The organism is Acetohalobium arabaticum DSM 5501 (assembly GCF_000144695.1).
In the GTDB taxonomy this organism is placed as follows: domain Bacteria; phylum Bacillota; class Halanaerobiia; order Halobacteroidales; family Acetohalobiaceae; genus Acetohalobium; species Acetohalobium arabaticum.
Genome location: NC_014378.1, coordinates 1,187,730 through 1,205,565, shown reverse-complemented (window position 1 = coordinate 1,205,565; position 17,836 = coordinate 1,187,730). Strand labels below are relative to the sequence as shown.

Annotated in this window: 17 protein-coding genes; 4 read left to right on the top strand and 13 right to left on the bottom strand. The window is 35.1% G+C overall.

Annotated elements, in window-relative coordinates:
• Window positions 1–43: 43 nt before the first annotated feature.
• Window positions 44–673, bottom strand: a complete 630-nt coding sequence (locus tag acear_RS05845) for a cell wall hydrolase (protein ID WP_013278086.1) — start codon at window positions 671–673, stop codon at window positions 44–46.
• 158 nt (window positions 674–831) lie between these two features.
• On the opposite strand from acear_RS05845, the gene acear_RS13015 reads away from it, so the two are divergent.
• Window positions 832–1,449: a metal-dependent hydrolase gene (locus tag acear_RS13015; RefSeq protein ID WP_083771346.1), complete on the top strand. Its 618-nt coding sequence runs from the start codon at window positions 832–834 to the stop codon at window positions 1,447–1,449.
• Window positions 1,450–1,495: 46 nt separating this feature from the next.
• Here acear_RS13015 and acear_RS05840 read toward each other — a convergent pair whose 3' ends face one another.
• From acear_RS05840 to acear_RS05820, 5 genes are all read right to left on the bottom strand, one after another.
• Entirely contained in the window at window positions 1,496–3,745 is a 2,250-nt protein-coding gene (locus acear_RS05840) for an adenosylcobalamin-dependent ribonucleoside-diphosphate reductase (protein ID WP_013278085.1), read from the bottom strand.
• A 217-nt stretch (window positions 3,746–3,962) separates the two neighbouring features.
• Window positions 3,963–4,280 carry a thioredoxin gene (gene trxA, locus acear_RS05835; protein ID WP_013278084.1) on the bottom strand — a complete coding sequence of 106 codons (318 nt, stop codon included), beginning with the start codon at window positions 4,278–4,280 and terminating at the stop codon, window positions 3,963–3,965.
• Window positions 4,281–4,423: 143 nt separating this feature from the next.
• The gene (locus acear_RS05830) at window positions 4,424–4,870 is read right to left on the bottom strand and encodes a DMT family transporter (RefSeq protein ID WP_013278083.1); all 447 of its coding nucleotides are present in this window, start codon (window positions 4,868–4,870) and stop codon (window positions 4,424–4,426) included.
• Between the two features lie 542 nt (window positions 4,871–5,412).
• Complete coding sequence (locus acear_RS05825) at window positions 5,413–5,796, bottom strand: ArsR/SmtB family transcription factor (protein ID WP_013278082.1); 384 nt, start codon at window positions 5,794–5,796, stop codon at window positions 5,413–5,415.
• A 157-nt stretch (window positions 5,797–5,953) separates the two neighbouring features.
• On the bottom strand, window positions 5,954–6,493 hold the full coding sequence (locus tag acear_RS05820) for a stage V sporulation T C-terminal domain-containing protein (protein ID WP_013278081.1): 540 nt from the start codon (window positions 6,491–6,493) through the stop codon (window positions 5,954–5,956).
• A 292-nt stretch (window positions 6,494–6,785) separates the two neighbouring features.
• Between acear_RS05820 and acear_RS12930 the strand changes: the two genes are divergently transcribed.
• A complete protein-coding gene (locus acear_RS12930; protein WP_280956775.1) occupies window positions 6,786–6,914 on the top strand; it encodes a hypothetical protein in 129 nt (42 codons plus the stop codon).
• 5 nt (window positions 6,915–6,919) lie between these two features.
• On the opposite strand, the gene acear_RS05815 is transcribed toward acear_RS12930, so the two are convergent.
• Window positions 6,920–7,165 carry a hypothetical protein gene (locus tag acear_RS05815; RefSeq protein WP_013278080.1) on the bottom strand — a complete coding sequence of 82 codons (246 nt, stop codon included), beginning with the start codon at window positions 7,163–7,165 and terminating at the stop codon, window positions 6,920–6,922.
• Between the two features lie 170 nt (window positions 7,166–7,335).
• On the opposite strand from acear_RS05815, the gene acear_RS05810 reads away from it, so the two are divergent.
• Window positions 7,336–8,115 carry a cell wall hydrolase gene (locus acear_RS05810; protein ID WP_013278079.1) on the top strand — a complete coding sequence of 260 codons (780 nt, stop codon included), beginning with the start codon at window positions 7,336–7,338 and terminating at the stop codon, window positions 8,113–8,115.
• Window positions 8,116–8,156: 41 nt separating this feature from the next.
• Here the strand turns inward: acear_RS05810 and acear_RS05805 are convergent, their stop codons facing one another.
• The 4 genes from acear_RS05805 to acear_RS05790 all read right to left on the bottom strand — a co-directional run bounded on the left by acear_RS05805 (window position 8,157) and on the right by acear_RS05790 (window position 12,756).
• On the bottom strand, window positions 8,157–8,783 hold the full coding sequence (locus acear_RS05805; RefSeq protein WP_013278078.1) for a cyclodeaminase/cyclohydrolase family protein: 627 nt from the start codon (window positions 8,781–8,783) through the stop codon (window positions 8,157–8,159).
• Between the two features lie 71 nt (window positions 8,784–8,854).
• A complete protein-coding gene (locus acear_RS05800; protein WP_013278077.1) occupies window positions 8,855–10,030 on the bottom strand; it encodes a S1C family serine protease in 1,176 nt (391 codons plus the stop codon).
• Between the two features lie 141 nt (window positions 10,031–10,171).
• A complete protein-coding gene (locus tag acear_RS05795; RefSeq protein WP_049772692.1) occupies window positions 10,172–10,414 on the bottom strand; it encodes a cold-shock protein in 243 nt (80 codons plus the stop codon).
• Window positions 10,415–10,617: 203 nt separating this feature from the next.
• Window positions 10,618–12,756 carry a heavy metal translocating P-type ATPase gene (locus acear_RS05790; RefSeq protein ID WP_013278075.1) on the bottom strand — a complete coding sequence of 713 codons (2,139 nt, stop codon included), beginning with the start codon at window positions 12,754–12,756 and terminating at the stop codon, window positions 10,618–10,620.
• 239 nt (window positions 12,757–12,995) lie between these two features.
• Here acear_RS05790 and glgP point away from each other — a divergent pair, with 239 nt between their 5' ends.
• Entirely contained in the window at window positions 12,996–14,693 is a 1,698-nt protein-coding gene (glgP, locus tag acear_RS05785) for an alpha-glucan family phosphorylase (protein ID WP_013278074.1), read from the top strand.
• A 54-nt stretch (window positions 14,694–14,747) separates the two neighbouring features.
• Here the strand turns inward: glgP and thrC are convergent, their stop codons facing one another.
• On the bottom strand, window positions 14,748–16,241 hold the full coding sequence (gene thrC, locus acear_RS05780) for a threonine synthase (RefSeq protein ID WP_013278073.1): 1,494 nt from the start codon (window positions 16,239–16,241) through the stop codon (window positions 14,748–14,750).
• A gap of 109 nt (window positions 16,242–16,350) precedes the next feature.
• Window positions 16,351–17,772: a Na+/H+ antiporter NhaC gene (gene nhaC, locus acear_RS05775; protein WP_013278072.1), complete on the bottom strand. Its 1,422-nt coding sequence runs from the start codon at window positions 17,770–17,772 to the stop codon at window positions 16,351–16,353.
• Window positions 17,773–17,836 lie beyond the last annotated feature (64 nt).

The following is a 17,836-nucleotide window of genomic DNA, read 5'->3' as shown; positions in this document are numbered from 1 at the left end:
TCATATCATCTCAGACTTAATTTAACAATACTCTGATAATATCCTAAATTTTTAGATTAGCAAATAAATGCTTTCCGATTCTTTTAATTGGTACTGTATTTTCAAAAATCCAGCTTGCGGTAGCAGTATCAGGATTATAATAATAAAGGGCTCCGTCACTAGGATCCCAGCCATTCAAAGCATCCTTAGCCGTTTGATATGCTGTTTCATCAGGAGTTAGATAAATCTGTCCATCCCAGACAGCAGAAAAAGCATACTGACCGTCGTGTCGCTGATAGACTACTCCATTAATAGTATTAGGAAATTCCGGACTATCAACGCGATTTAAAATCACAGCAGCTACTGCCACCTGACCTACATAGCTTTCACCTCTAGCTTCAGAATAAACAGCCCTAGCTAAAGTTTCTAATTCCTCTTCTGTAGGCTGATAGCGGACGTACTCTTCACTTAACGAAGAATCATTATTAGAATTTGATTCTTTACTATCATCCGAGTCATCTCCTAAAAAGGATAATAAAAAAACCATAAATAATGCTTTCAAAACCGATTTGTAATCTTCGCTGCCAAAAGCCCAAACCGGTTCAATCAATACAAATCCGGTTAAGAAAGGAACCAATAAACTAATTAAGACTATATATGTAATTATCTTCTTCAGACGCATATGCCGGATCATCTTAACTCCCCTCTCCTTTGATTTCACATAGTAATTATAACAGATATTAAATACTTTTGGTATAGAAAATTATACTAATGAAATAGAACATACATTTGACAAGAAAAAGATTAAATTATATAATCATTACGCATAGATAAAACTTTTCCTACTTATATCTGCGTTATTTTACATATGTTCCCAAATTAATTTATAGAAGGGGGGAAGTTCTAATTTCTCATCATACTCATTCTGCCTTTGGAGTCTTATTTGCAGTAATCACCATTAAAGCTATTACTTTTTTTGGATTATATAATAATTTCCAAACTGAATTTCTGTTAGTCATCTATCAAACTAACAGAATCATTCTTTATGCAGGAGCAATACTTGGGGCTCTAATTCCAGATATTGATCATGTCAATAGCCGAATTGGAAATAAATTAAAACCAATAAGTAAACTTATTAAATTATTGGGAGTTAAACATAGAGGCATAACTCATAGTTTACTAGGAATAATTATCTTTTCCTTCTTAATTAAGAAGTTATTTTACCTTAACTGGATCAGCCAGGGGTGGTATTATAGTTTGCTTTTAGGCTATATCAGCCACATAATCGCCGATATGTTTAATTCAATCGGCCTTCCTATTTTATTTCCTTTAAAGTATAGATTTAAATTCGGTTTTAATATTACTACCGGAAGCTGGAAAGAAAATCTATTCTTCTCAATTATTATAACCTGCCTACTTCTCTTCTTCTTTCAAAAGACAGATATATCATCTCTTATTTTAATAAATTAAAAAAGAACCTTACTCATCATGAGTAAGGTTCTTTTAAGAAGTCTTATTAACTGCAGTTACTGTATCCACAGTTTTTACAGGTACTGCATCCTTCTTCAAAAATAAGTTTATTCCCACACTCTGGACATTTCGGAGTTAATGAAGAATCAATTTCATTCTCTTCTTCAGTCTCTGTTATTTCCTCTTTAGATATCTTTTCTAAACCATTGGAAGTTTCTAATATCTTCTTTAATGCCTTACCTACTACATCAGAACAACTTCGTCCTGTTAATTCAGCACCTTTGCCGCGCTGATACATAAAGCTTGGACAGGTACTAGTAGAAGACAACTGATCAATAATCTCTTCTGGAGCAATTCCTGCTCTTAAAGCCATACTAGTTAATCTGCTAACAGCCTCTGTCATAACCTGACAACCACCATCAGAACCGGTAGTAAGGAAAGTCTCAATCGGTTCTCCATTATCATCAACATTAATAGTTAGATAAAGTTTACCGCAGCCAGTATCATATCTTACTGTCTTTCCATCTGCAATCAATGGTCGAGTTCTTGGATAAATCTTATCCGTCCGCAGCGTTTCTTCTTTTTTATCATCACTAGATTTTAATACCTGGCTTTCTCTAGAACCATCACGATAGACTGTCAAGCCTTTACAGTTTAATTCATAGGCTAATATATAAGCTTCCCTTATATCCTCTTTAGTAGCCGTATTAGGAAGATTAATCGTCTTTGATACCGCATTATCTACATAATTTTGAAAGGCAGCTTGAATCTTAATATGCCACTCAGGTGCAATATCCATTGTAGTTACCAATACCTCTTCTTCAGCTTCAGATGTAAAATCATACTCAAATCTTGATGTATTCCCATCTCCATCAGTATGAGTATAAGAAAAATCAAAGAACGGCTCTATTCCTCCACTGGTACCAGCTAAGAAGCTGATAGATCCAGTAGGTGCAATAGTCGTTAATGTAGCATTCCGTTTGGGAGTCTTATATTTACTCTCTTCCCAGGCCGGAAAGGCTCCCTTTTCTTCTGCTAGCTTTTGGCTATACTGATGGGCATGTTCATTGATAAACTTCATTACTTTCTTAGCCATTTCAACAGCTTCATCACTATTATAAGCAATTCCTAATTTAATTAACATTTCATGAAAGCCCATTACTCCTAAACCGATTTTCCTTGCCTTCATAACTTGTTCTTCTATTTTGTCCAGCGGATAATTATTCATATCAATTACATTATCCAAAAAGCGAACCGCTAAATCAATTGTCTCTTTTAATTCCTCCCAATCAACTGTTCCATCATCAACAAACTTAGATAAATTAATTGAACCTAGATTGCAAGCCTCATTCGGCAGTAAAGGCTGCTCTCCACAAGGATTAGTAGCTTCGATTTCGCCTAAATTAGGTACCGGATTTTTATGATTAATCTCATCAAGGAAGACAAGCCCCGGCTCCCCATTCTTCCAGGCATACTTAACAATTAAGTTAAATACTTTTCTAGCATCCAGTTCGCCTACAACCTGTCCAGTCCGTGGATTAATTAATTCATAATTCTCGTCATTCTTTACAGCTTCCATAAATTCATCAGTTACTCCAACAGATAAATTGAAATTAGAGAACTGATCGTCCAACAGCTTCTGTTTATACTGTTTTAACTTCTTATCAATCACTTCTGGAGCCAAATAAGTATCTTCAAGGCTCTCTTTAAACTCATCATAAAGCTCTTGATTTTTGTCATTTAGCTCACCTTTAGCATGAATAAAGTCTAAAATATCAGGGTGATCTACACGCAACATTCCCATGTTAGCTCCGCGCCTTTTACCACCCTGCTTTACAGTGTTGGTAGCAGAATTAAAGACCTTCATAAAACTAAGCGGACCAGAACTTACTCCTCCGGTACTCTTGACTACATCATCTTTAGGTCTTAACCTACTAAAGGCAAAACCGGTACCTCCTCCACTTTTATGTATCAGGGCTGCATTTCTCACAGCAGTAAATATTCCTTCCATGCTATCCTCTACAGGCAGCACAAAACAGGCAGCTAACTGTTGTAATTCAGTCCCTGCATTCATTAAAGTAGGAGAGTTAGGTAGAAACTTAAAATCTGTCATTAAGTTATAAAACTCTTCTTCATAATATTCCTGCTTCTCTTCATCTTCCTCAGCAGCAGCAATATTTTCAGCTACTCTAATAAATAATTCCTCAGGAGTTTCAACTATCTCCCTTTTCTCATTCCGTTTTAAATATCTGTCCTCTAATAAATTCTTGGTATTTTCTAGCAAATCCAAACTCAAATTATTTATACCTCCTTAAGATATTAATTCATAATAAAACAACTACTTAATTTTACGTACAGAGACTATTATACAAACTTAAATTAAAAAATTCAAATCCTTACTCCAGATTTCTCATCTATAACATATATTAGATTTAATTATATCAAATACCTGCCCAAAACAAAATAAAAAATCCTCATTCATCAAATAAATGATAAATGAGGATAAAAGAAGGTTATTTAATTAAACTCTCTAATCTCTCTTTAGAAGCCGCTCCTACCTGCTTATTAAGAATCTCACCATCTTCAAATACAATTAAAGTTGGAATACTCATAATACCATATTCTGCTGCTAAATTCTGATTCTCATCCACATTAACCTTTCCTATTTTAACTTCTTCATGCTCTTCTCCTAATTCTTCTACAATTGGACTAACCTGTTTACAAGGCCCACACCAAGGCGCCCAAAAATCAACCAATACTTTCTTATCAGACTTCATTACTTCATTCTTAAAATTTTCCTCTGTTAGCTTAACCGTACTTTCTTCAACCATAATTTAAGTCCCTCCCTTGAAAATAAGTAAAAATTATCAAAAATTCTTTTCTACAATACTTCTATGCTAGATACTCAGCATACTACCCCCCTGACCGGGGGATAGTATAATTATATAAACTTCAAATCAAATTGTCAAATCTTTTATCCTGTATTTAAAAGAATTCTAGCTCCTAAAGCCAGTAAACCTACTCCAATTAATTTCGTCCATTGAAAGGGTACAGCTTCTAGTCCCCAAAAACCGAAGTGGTCAATAATCACTGCTGTTGTTACTTGTCCAACAATAATTAAAGTAGTAGCATTTGCTACTCCTAACTTAGGAATAGTAACTACTACTCCATATAGAATTATAACATTCAAAATTCCTCCTATATAGGTATACCAGGGAGTTTCCATTAGATTACCGAAATCCCCTTTATTTAAGCTAAAAATAAAAATAATAACTGCCACCAATGAAGTTGCTATAATATGAACAACAAAAGTTGCCTCCCAAAAGCCAATTACTTTACCTAATACCGAATTTAATGAACCCTGAATAGCCATTGCCGTCCCAGCGATTACCGCAAATATAAAGAAAAAAGTTTGAGTCATCTTTTATAGCTCCCTTATAGAGTCCAATTCTTGATTTATAAAGATATCTGTTATTACAATCTTTATTATTTCAAATAAATATATTTCTATGCATTCGCTATTTTATGTATGTCCAAATCCAAACAATAGTATTTAGATAAAAATTGATATTATGTGTCACTTTCAAGATATTGCAGATTATAGTCAACAAATCTCTTACGCTTGCCACTCATTCGGCGTCCTGCCTCATTCGTTCTCAAAAACTGATTCTCCACCATATCCAGCATACAAACCAATGCTGGCTATGGGATGAACTTACTGAGCCAAGAGATAATATTAAAGCTCTGATTTAAAGACAAAGAGCTAAAATCAGTTTCTCTACAGCCTCCATGGTTCCGAATCAGTTTTAAGAGTCGCTTCAGAGAAATATTGACTATTTGAGGTATTACAGAACAGAAATTTCATTGGTTTGGTTGGGTTTTAACGCTTTCCCTCAGATAATTTTGCAAGATATCAACTCTAAACTACAACAATATATCAATATAGTTGCAGTTCTATAAAGACTATGATTTATCTATATCCTCTTTTTCTAATACATGCTCCAGACATTGACTGAATAGCTGTAAAATATGGTCATCATCAAGAGAATAATAGACTGTTCTACCCTCTTTACGATACTTAACCAGATTAAGATTCCTTAGCACCCGAAGTTGATGAGAAACAGCAGAAGAACTCATTTCTAAATGCTCTGATATATCACAGACACATAACTCCACATTACTTAAAGCATTAATAATCTTAATTCGGGTTGGATCTCCTAAAACTTTAAAAGTTTCAGCCAGTTTTAGGATAATATCTTCCGGTAATTCCTCATCCTGTAATAACTTAATATTCTCCTCGTGTATCTTATATACTTCACAGCTGAGACATTTATCATTTTCTGGCATATTACTCATTCCTTTCAGCCTATCTTTATTATAAATAAGAGTAAATCATCTGTCAATCATAAGTTATAAACCGTCGCTAAAATATATGTAATAGAGCCTCTTTTTACAGAGGCTCATTAAGTATTAGTAATCAACTTTACACCTATAAAACTAAAATTTACAAACCAAGCTGTTTACTAAGTATCTTAGCTGTTGTTTCTGCAATCTTCACCTCATAATCTCCTAAGCTTTGATCTTGAGAAGATAAAATTACAGCTCCTAAAACATCCCCCTGCTTCATAACCGGAGCAATCAAAATTGATCCTACTTTCTCTTCATTATGTTCATAGTCTTCACATATATCTCCTTTTGTACCTTCTTCAATTATCTCTGTATTCCGATTCTCCATTGTTTCTTTTATAACAGCTCCAACCGGCCTTCTTTCATACCGTTCTAACTCTTCAGAACCGGCTATTACTTTATCTGTATCAGTAATCATAACATCACATTCAGTTGTCTCTACTAAAGTATTTACATAATCCTGCACCTGATCTAATTCATCTACTGGACTATACTTCTTTAAAATAACACTATCATCTTGATCTACAAATATCTCTAAGGTATTACCATTATTAATCTTCATTTCCTTGCGTATTTCTTTAGGAATAACAACTCTACCTAAATTATCTATCTTTCTTACTATTCCCGTTGCTCTCATTGAATATTACACCTCCTGGCTTTGTAAATATTATATGAAAGAGATAAAATTTTATGCTGAATCTGACTATAGAAAGTAATTAATTACATCCTTTTACATATTTCTATTCTATGGAGTCCCTCCTTATAATTCACCTATGTTTTTAGTTTATCAAATTTTATTTAATCTATAACTTAAAATTAATGTTTCCAACTCCAGCATTATCCTTGTTAAGATATACTAGTATCTAAAGTAAACAATCAAATTAAAATAGTACTGTATAGTACAATTAATAGATAAGGGGTTGATATCAATGAAGAAAAAGCTAAAACAGGAATCAAAGTTAATCTATAAACTAGTTAATCAAAAAATCAGTAGAGAAGAATATGTCAAAGCCCTGATTAACCAACACCAGAAAAATGAAAATTACAGTAATGAATAATAAATTTAAACCCATCTTTCCTCATTTTCTTTGCTGTATTCAATAAAATATTCTAAATTAGCAGCAATCGCTTCAATAAGCTTTTCATCAGATCTCTCTTCTAAAAAATTAGATTCTTCTGGTTTATCAATAAATCCAATTTTCTCTTTCTTTTCTCGATTAAAATCAGAAGCAATTATCTCACTTCTAATTTCATTAAATACATCCGGATCCTCTTTAAGCCGCTGAATCAACTTATCTTTAAATTCCATCTTAATCAACTCCTAAACTTAATATGCCCAATCATATAAAAATAATTACACTATACCTCCTTCTTACTTCTAAATCAATTAATCCCTTCGCAGCTGGATATATCTTCTAATGACAACCAATACTTAAGTTGTTATAATAGCTTCAGCATTAGAAAGGAGGGGAGGTTTTGATGCATAAATTCAAATTTAAGCTCCCACTTATAATTGGTTTGATAGGCATTCTAATTTTCAGTTCTGTTGGAATTGCTTTAGGTTCAGTAGTACACAGAGTCAGTCCCGGAGAAAATCTATGGACAATTGCTAGGTGGTATAACACAACTGTTAATCAGATTAAAACCGCAAATAATTATTGGTCAAATAGGATTACTGTCGGTCAACAGCTAGTTATCCCTGGTAACTTCAAGACTCATAGGGTTAAACCAGGAGATAGCTTGCATAAAATTGCTCACCGTTTTAGTGTGTCAATTAACCAATTAAGAATCCATAACGGAATCTGGCATAACATTATCCGTTCGGGAGACATATTGACGATTCCATCGTCGACAGAGGCTAAAAATAGTTATGCAGCTAACACAGTTCCAAATTATATTTCAGATAAAGAATTCGACTTATTATCCCGTCTAGTACAGGCTGAAGCATTAGGTGAAAGCTTCGAAGGTAAGGTAGCTGTAGCAGCAGTAGTATTAAACCGAGTTGAAGATTCCAAATTTCCTAACACTATTTCCAAAGTAATCTATCAACCATTAGCATTTGAACCGGTTATGAATGGCAGAATCTATCATCCAGCCAATAATGAATCGATTAAAGCAGTTGAAGCTGCACTAAACGGCTGGGATCCAACAAATAATTCACTTTACTTCTACAATCCAGCAAAAGTTTACTCACCTTATAACTGGATCTGGAGCCGATCTATAACAACAAGAATAGATAATCACGTCTTTGCTTTATAAAGACTAAAATAGCCAGAGGATATATCCTCTGGCTTACATAATTAACCTATCTTTTCATTTGTAATTTCTAATACTTCCTCTTTTAATTCCTTAGCTTCTTCCTTTAATTCCTTCATCTCTTGACGCTTCTTAGCTACATACTCCTCATTATTCATTGAAGCTAAATTGATATTGACATTCAGTTCAGCAGCTTCTAGAGCAGCCCAGGCTTCAATAGCCCCTACTCCAGCATCACTGACTGCCTGTATATTTCCTTTCTTGGCAGCAATTAAAGCCTGTTTTAAAACTTCTAAACTCTTCTTGGCCATAGCAAAGGGAACTTCCGTGGCTTCGATTGAGGCTTCTTTTAAGGCTTCTGCTCTCTTTTCTTTCTCTTCTTCTGTTTCCTTGGGCAGCTTCAAAGCTTCCATAAAATCATTGAATACTTCCATATCTTTGTCCACTAACTCAAGATAGTCATCTTTCAGTTCTGTAGTATCAGCAATCAACTCTTCCATTTTCTCTTTAACATCAGCATAATCATCTTTTCCTACTGTCAAAGAAGCTACCATACAAGTAGAAGCAGCACCTAAAGCACCGCTCAAAGCAGCAGCACTTCCCCCGCCAGGTGTATGCTTGTCAGATGCAAAATCATCAAGAAACTTACCAATCTTTTCTTCTTCAATCATAATAATGATCCTCCTTTTTTTATCACTATCATTTAGATTATAACATACTACTTAATATTTAACAATTTCACTTAATACTCTTTAGGTCTTTCATCTAAAGTTACACTTACGAATCGCTTATATCCTTCCCTTAAAACCCTAAGTACCATCTTATCTCCTACTTCAGCTTTTTCTACTAATTTAACTACATCTTCAGGATTTTCTACTGCTATTTCATTTATTTCCACAATAACATCTCCAGCCTTCAAACCGGCTTTATCGGCTGGACTATCCGAAATTATATCAGCAATTAAAGCCCCTTCAGTACTTTCTAAATTGAAGTATTCAGTCATCTCTTCAGTTATCGGCTGCATATAGACCCCCATCCAGGGGCGGATCACCTTACCGTGTTGTTTTAGATCACTTAAAACTCTTTTAGCTTCATTGATTGGAATAGCAAACCCAATCCCCTGTGCCTGAGCATTAATAGCAGTATTAATTCCAATAACTTGGCCTTCTCTATTTAATAAAGGTCCGCCACTATTACCAGGATTTATCGCCGCATCTGTCTGAATCATATTCTTATAGACTCTAGGCTTCTTTCCCTGTCTAATGCGAAGTGGACGGCCCAGAGCACTGATCACCCCTACAGTAACTGTATGATTCAACCCATAAGGATTACCAATAGCTACAGTCCAGTCTCCTGGTTTAATATTATCTGAGTTGCCTAACTTGACTGCCGGCAGTTTGTCATTAACATTAATCTTTAATACAGCCAGATCAAGACTAAAATCAGTTCCAACTACCTCTGCCTTAATTGGTTCCTTTCTATCTGACAGCTTAACTGTTACTTCCTCGGCACCATGAATAACATGTTCATTGGTTAATATGTATCCATCTTGGCTAATAATAAATCCGGTCCCAAATCCCTGTCTAAATTTAGGATTTCCCTCCCCTTCAAAAGGAATCTGCTGTTCAAAAAACTTCTTAAAGTAAGGATCATTGAAGAATGGATAATTTTCTTTTAATTTTTCTGAATCTATTTCAACTTTAACATTAATCCTAACCACTGCTGCATCAACCTTAGAAGCTATATCAGCAAAGAAATTACTTTTATAAACATTCTGAGTTGAATCGGCTTCATTTTGAGCAAAAGCCTGACCAGTACTTAAACCTATAAATAAACCTCCACTTACTACGATCCCAATCATAATAACAGCAAGATACTTAATTAAACTTTTCCGAGAAACTGCTATGTTATTCCACATTTTACTACCTCCTGTCACAAGATTTAAATATATTATATTATTAAATATTCTAACTGAATAATCTTTTTCCTGCTCTAAACTAGAAAAGACCTAGATGGAAAAATCCCACCTAGGTCTGTTAAGTACTTAGCAGAGAACTAATTATACTTTAGTTACATTTTCAGCTTGTAAACCTTTATCACTTTCTACAACTTCAAAGCTTACCTGCTGTTCTTCCTCTAAGTCCTTAAAACCTTCTTCCTGGATAGCAGTATAGTGAACGAAGATGTCATCTCCATCTTCTTGTTCAATAAAACCATAACCTTTTTTAGTATCGAACCACTTTACCTTTCCAGTTCTAGATCCAGTATCAGAATCTACAGCAACAGATTCATCTACAGTAATAGACTCTTCCTCTGCAGCATCACCTTCATCAACTGACTTAGAAATATCTTCTTCAGCTTCTTCACCAACTATTTCACTTAATGATACCATATTTCATACCTCCTTAACAATATTTCTTCATATTTCTAATTTCCACCTAGTATAATACCATAATTTAAAGCCTCTGTCAAGAATAAATTATCTAAAATAATCCTAATTTCCGTTTACTTCTTACTTTTAATAATTCGAAGGGAATTCAATACCGCTAATAAAGCAACACCTACATCAGCAAAGACCGCTTCCCACATTGTAGCCATCCCTACAGCTCCTAAAGCCATTACAATTCCTTTAATACCTAAAGTTAAGATAATATTCTGCCAGACTATTCTTTTAGTATCACTAGCCACTTCTAGAGCTTCTCCTAATTTAGCAGGTTCATCAGTCATTAACACTATATCAGCAGCTTCAATAGCAGCATCAGATCCTAGGCCTCCCATAGCCACTCCTACATCTGCTCTTGCCAATACAGGAGCATCATTGATTCCATCTCCCACAAAAGCTAACTTACCATCATTACTGCTTTGAGCAAGGAGTCTTTCTGTTTTTTTCACTTTTTCATTCGGTAATAACTCCGCCTGATAGCTATCCAGCCCTAATTTATCGACTATCCTCTCAGCTACGATTTTATTATCTCCAGTCAACATTACTACTTCTTTAATTCCCAACTCTTTTAATTCAGCAATAGCTTCTTTAGCATCAGACTTAATCTGATCAGCAATTAAAATAGATCCGATATAATCTTCTTCAACTACTACATTAACTACTGTCTTATCTTCTGACTTATATCTGTTACTTTCTAAAGCTAACTTGGACAACAACTTTTCATTTCCTACTAATACTTCTTCACCTGCTATCTTAGCCTTAATCCCCTGTCCAGAGAGCTCTTCATATCCTTCTATATCCTCAGCATTGATATCTTTCGAAGAAGCAGCAAGAATTGATTGAGCAATAGGATGGTTAGAATGGACTTCTACTTTAGCCGCTAAATCTAAAACTTCCTGCTTTGTATAACCTTTAGCCGCTATAACTTCATCAACTTCAAAGTTACCTTCAGTTAAAGTACCGGTCTTATCAAAGATAACTCTATCAAGATTATTCAAAGCCTCAAGATAATTTCCTCCTTTAACCAAAATCCCTCTTTTAGAAGCAGCTCCTATCCCGCCGAAAAATCCTAACGGAATTGAGATTAATAATGCACAGGGACAGGAAATAACTAAAAAGACTAAGGCCCGATAAATCCAATCAGCAAAAAGAGCATCTGTTAATAATAGCGGTGGTAGAGTAGCCAAGGCCAAAGCTACAAAGACAACAGCAGGTGTATAGTAGCGAGCAAACTTAGTAATAAACTTCTCAGTCGGTGCTTTTTTAGCACTGGCATTCTCAACTAAATCCAGAATTCTAGTTATCATAGACTCCTGTAATTCTTTTTTTACTTCAACTGTCAATACCCCTGTTTTATTGATAAAACCGCTTAAAATATCTTCGCCAGATTCTACTTTCCGAGGTGCTGACTCACCGGTTAAAGCCGAAGTATCCATCTGGGCTTCTCCTGAAATAACTTTACCATCCAGTGGAACCCTTTCACCAGGTTTAATAATTATTCTATCTCCAATATTCACTTCAGCCGGGTCAACTTCTTTAACTCCAGTCTCCGTCTTTAGATTGGCATACTCTGCTTTAATATCCATCAAATCCTTAATTGAACGCCGCGATCTATCAACAGCAATATTCTGGAGTAACTCGCCTAATTGATAAAATAACATTACTGAAACTGCTTCTGGAAATTCCTGAATAGCAAAAGCACCAGTAGTAGCCAGTGCCATCAAAAAATTCTCATCAAAGAATTGGCCCTTGCTAATATTTCTTACCGCCCGCTTGAGAACACCTCCACCTATAGTCAGGTAAGCAGTTATAAATAAAACTAACTTAAAATTAAATGAAACTGGAGCTATAAGAGCAGCTATAAAGAAGAAACTTCCAACAGTTATTCGCAGTCCTTTCCGTTTAATTTCTGCATTATCCATAATACTTTCTGAGTCCTTCTCTTCTTCAGCTTCCTTTACTTCAACCTCTGGTTCTAAATCATGAATGATTTCTTCGGCAGCCTCAATAGTTTCATCAAGTTCACTCTCATCCTCTACTGTAATAATTAACTTTTGGACCGTAAAATTAAGTTCAGCTGTTTTAACATTATCCAGTTCATTTATACGATGCTCCATCTTACTGGCACAATTAGCACAGCCAAGCCCCTGTAAAAGGAATTCCTTTTTTAATCCAGCTACAGCCTTATAAGTATTAGCCATTAATTTACCTCCTTTTTTATAATATACCATTTTAAATTCTAATATGTGAACAATTATTCATATAAATTATATAATAGATTATTCTTTCTGTCAATTCATAATTATTGAAGAGTTATTTAACGCTACTAACTATTTATATGCATATATTTTTCAATTAACAGAATACTAAAAACAAGACAAAATAATTATCTAACTGTCCAATAATAATAACACTAACTAAATTATAAAGGAGGATTAACTTGCAGAACAAACCAAATATCGCCTACTTCTGTATGGAATATGGTCTTGATGAAGAATTACCGATCTATTCCGGCGGCTTAGGTGTCTTAGCCGGTGATTATCTTAAAGCTGCTGCTGACTTAGACTTACCAGTAATCGGACTCGGTATCCTCTGGGAACAGGATTATACCCAGCAATATATCGGTGAAGATGGTAGACCTTATGATACCTTTCCTACATTTGATTTTGATTTCTTAACCGATACCGGTATTACTGTAACAGTTAATATCGAAGGAGAAGAGGTTGACTGTAAAGTAAGATTAGTAGACAAATACGATAATGCTCCACTCTATTTACTGGATACTAATTTTCCTGAAAGTGAACACGGCTGGATTACTAGTAAATTATACGGTGGTGATGACAAGGACCGCTTAGCCCAGGAAATGGTACTAGGAATTGGCGGGGTAAGAGCCTTACGCAAGCTTGATATTGATGTTGATAAGTATCACTTCAATGAAGGCCATGCCGTTTTAGCAGGTGTTGAATTAATCAGAGAAAAAATGGAAGCAGGTATGTCCTTTGATGAAGCTAAGGAAGCTACTCGAGAAGAAATTGTCTTTACCACTCATACTCCTGTCAGAGCAGGAAATGAGATTCATGAACATCGCCTTCTACAGCATATGAAGGCTTATAACAGCCTCAATTATAAACAGATGAAAGAAATCGGTGATAATCCATTTAACATGACAGTAGCCGGCCTCAGACTCTCTTCAATTACCAATGGAGTCTCCGATCTTCACCAGGAAACAACTAAAGAAATGTGGAAGGATGTGGATGATAAAGCACCGATTATCGGAATCACTAATGGAGTCCATGCCAAAACCTGGCAGGATGAACGGATAAAGAATGCCTATGAAGCCGGAGAAGATCTCTGGCAGCCGCATTATGAACTGAAACAAGAATTAGTCGATTATGTTAAAGAGGTCGACGGAGCTAATTTAAATCCTGATTCACTAATTATTGGATTTGCGCGGCGAACCGCTCCCTATAAGCGAAGCGAATTGATCTTTAGAGATGCAGATGCTATTGATCCGCTTCTGCGTGAAGGAAAGATCCAACTAGTCTTCTCCGGTAAAGCACATCCTAATGATGATACCGGCAAAGATATTGTCCAAAACTTAGTTCAGATGGAACAGAAATATACAGACAGCGTAGTCTTTTTAGAAAATTACGATATGGATATTGCCCGCAAAATGGTAAGGGGGTCCGATGTCTGGCTTAATAATCCTCGCCGTCCTTTAGAAGCCAGCGGTACTTCCGGCATGAAGGCAGCTATGAATGGAGTATTAAACTTAAGTGTAGTTGACGGCTGGTTAGCAGAAGGACCAGAACACGGCGTTAGCGGCTGGTTAATCGATGAAGTACTCCATGAAGAGTATAATCATTTAAGCGAAGATGAACAGGACTTAAGAGCTTTACACCAGATTATATATGATGAAGTAATCCCCACCTACTACGAAAACCATGAAGAATGGAAAAAAATGATGCAGGCCAGTATCGATATGTCTCACGAACAATTTTCAGCCCAGAGAATGGTTAAAGAGTATTATGATCGACTGTATAATATAACATCTAAAGAAAGAGATAAAGACTTCGAAGCAATTGAAGTAATCACTGAATCTATCGAAGAAGTTCATTTTCCACAACATGAAATGTAAATAAAGTAATTTACCGCAAAGATAAAGGCCTTTATCTTTGCGGTTTAATTTATTTTACAGAACCTGTTGAATAATATCTCTAATTCCATCTACTTTACATTTAAGTTCATGTTTAATTTCTTGATTAGCTAATCCCTCTAAACCAGAATGAATTTCAACTCCAGTTTCCTCATTTAATTCCTCTAAAATATCAAATTCAGTCATTTCATCCGTAATTACAGAATCATTGATGGCACTTAAAACGGTAGTCCCAAATTTATATGGATTGGCTGTAGCATCAATTACCGTTGTTGTTTTATCGTTATAGTTATTAAAATACTTATTATATACATTAACTCCTACTGCAGTATGAGGATCTATTACATAATTATGCTCCTGATAGACAGCTTGAATAGTTTCCTTAGTCTCATCTTCAGTAGCATACTCACCAACAAAGATTTCATTAATTCTATCTTTTGTCTCTTCATCTACTTCAAACTTTCCTTCCTCTTTTAACTGTTGATACCAGTTAGTTACCTTCTGGGCATCATGACCGGTCACTTCAAATAAGAACCGTTCTAAATTAGAAGAGATAAGAATATCCATAGAAGGACTAACTGTTTTCTTAAAGTCGCGATTTTTATCATAAACACCTGTTTTAAAGAAATCAGTCAATACCTTATTATCATTAGAAGCACAAATGAATTTATTAACCGGCAATCCCATTCGATAAGCATAATAACTGGCTAAAATATTTCCAAAGTTACCGGTAGGCACAGTAATATTAATCTCTTCTCCCGGTTTAATCTCTTTTTGATTAAGTAATTCAGCATAAGCAGCAAAGTAATAGATAATCTGCGGCACTAACCTACCCCAATTAATTGAATTAGCCGAAGAAAGCTGATATCCTTTGTCAGCAATAACTTCTTTGAAGTTTTGGTCTCCAAAAATCTCTTTAACACTACTCTGACAGTCATCAAAATTACCGGCTACTGCTACCACAGCAGTATTATCTCCTGTGGTAGTTACCATCTGTCTCTTTTGAACTTGACTTACTCCCTCTTCAGGATAGAAAACAATAATCTCAATTCCATCCACATTCTTAAAACCTTCCAGAGCAGCCTTACCTGTATCACCAGAAGTAGCTACTAAAATTAGAATATCCTTATCCGTCTCTTCCTTTTCTATAGCCTGGCTTAATAAATAAGGCATAACCTGTAATGCTAAATCCTTAAATGCTGCTGTTGGACCATGCCATAATTCAAGAACATGGCTGTTATCATCTAATTTATATAGCGAAGTTATCTCTTCAACAGAAAAGTTATCACAATTGTAGGCCTTAGCAACTGCTTCCTGTAATTCTTGCTCTGTATAATCAGTCAAAAACTCATCCAAAATCTTCTCTACAATCTCCTGATACGAACTATTCTGCATAGAATTAATTGTCTCTCTACTTAATGTAGGTATCTCTTCGGGGACAAATAAACCTCCAGTAGGTACCATTCCTAACCTTATCGCTTCCGAAGCATCTACCTTATCATAATTACCTCTAGTACTGATATACTTCATTCTACTCAATCCTTTCTATTCATATTTTATTTAATTATATCAAACTAAAGTCTAAACTTAAATATTTAACAAAAAATCTCCTGATGATATCATCAGGAGATTAATATAACTAAGTAATTGTTTCTGAAGTTTGGGCATTACTTGCTGACTCTGAAGCTTCTGATGGTTCAATAGTAATATCCATAAAGCCATAAACCATAGAAACCACTGGCACTAATAGATTAAAGAAACAATAAGGTAGATAAGCAATAGTATCTACCCCTAAAGTAGAAGCCATATAGGCTCCCCCTGCTGTCCAAGGAATTAAAACTGCTGTTAATGTACCGCTATCCTCTAATACTCGGGATAGATTCTTAGGATGTAAACCTTTCTTCTCATAAGCAGCTCTATACATTCTTCCTGGTACAATAATAGATAAGAATTGATCACCTAATAATGCATTGGCACCAATACAGGAAATGATATTACTGGCAATTAACTTTCCAGTCGTATCGGCAAAGGATAATATCTTATTTACAATAACCTCAAGAACCGAAACTTTATCTAATACTCCACCGAAAGCTAAAGCACATAAAATTAAAGAAATCGTCCACATCATACTATTTAACCCGCCGCGGCTAAGCAGACTATCAAGTACCTCAACTCCAGTTTCACTGCTGTATCCATAATGCATGGCATTAATTACAGCTGAAAAACCGACTCCCTGAAATAACATAGCAAAAACACCGCCAATTACAGAACCAGAAATTAAAGTAGGAATCGCCGGAAGTTTCATTGCAGCCATAGTAAAGACTACCACTGCTGGTATTAACATCCAGATATTAATAGTGAAAGTCTGATTCAAAGTATTTAAAATAAGATCAATTTTTTCAGCATCTAAACTTTCCGCTCCAAAATTACGTCCTAAAATCCAAAACAAAATTAATGAAATTATAAATGCAGGTGCAGTAGTATAGATCATATGCTTAATATGTTCAAACAGTTCACTACCCGCCATTGCTGGAGCTAAATTTGTAGTATCCGACAAAGGCGACATCTTATCTCCAAAATAAGCACCAGAAATAATTGCCCCTGCTACCATAGGTAAAGGTATTCCTAAACCTTCTCCAACACCAATTAATGCAATTCCAACTGTTCCAGCTGTAGTCCATGAGCTACCACTAGATACCGAAACTACTGCACAGATTAATGCAGTTGCTACTAAAAATATCTTTGGTGATAATAGTTTCATCCCATAATAGATCATTGTTGGTACCGTACCACTTAAGATCCAAACACCGATTACAATTCCAATAATCAAAAGAATAATTACCGATGACATAGCAATATTAATACCGTCCAATAATCCATCCTTAATCTCCTCCCAACTAAATCCTAGCTTGGCCCCTAAAATACTTGCTACTATAGTACCTAAAACTAAGGGAATATGAGGATCAATTCCTAAAAATACTATTCCTGTAAATAATAAAACTGCTGTAATTAAAACAGGTAATAATGCTTCAAAAAACTCTGGTTTTCTTTCTCTTTCCATTTTCAATCCTCCTACCTCCTAATATCATTATATCATTACATTATTGAACACTCTAAATTATATC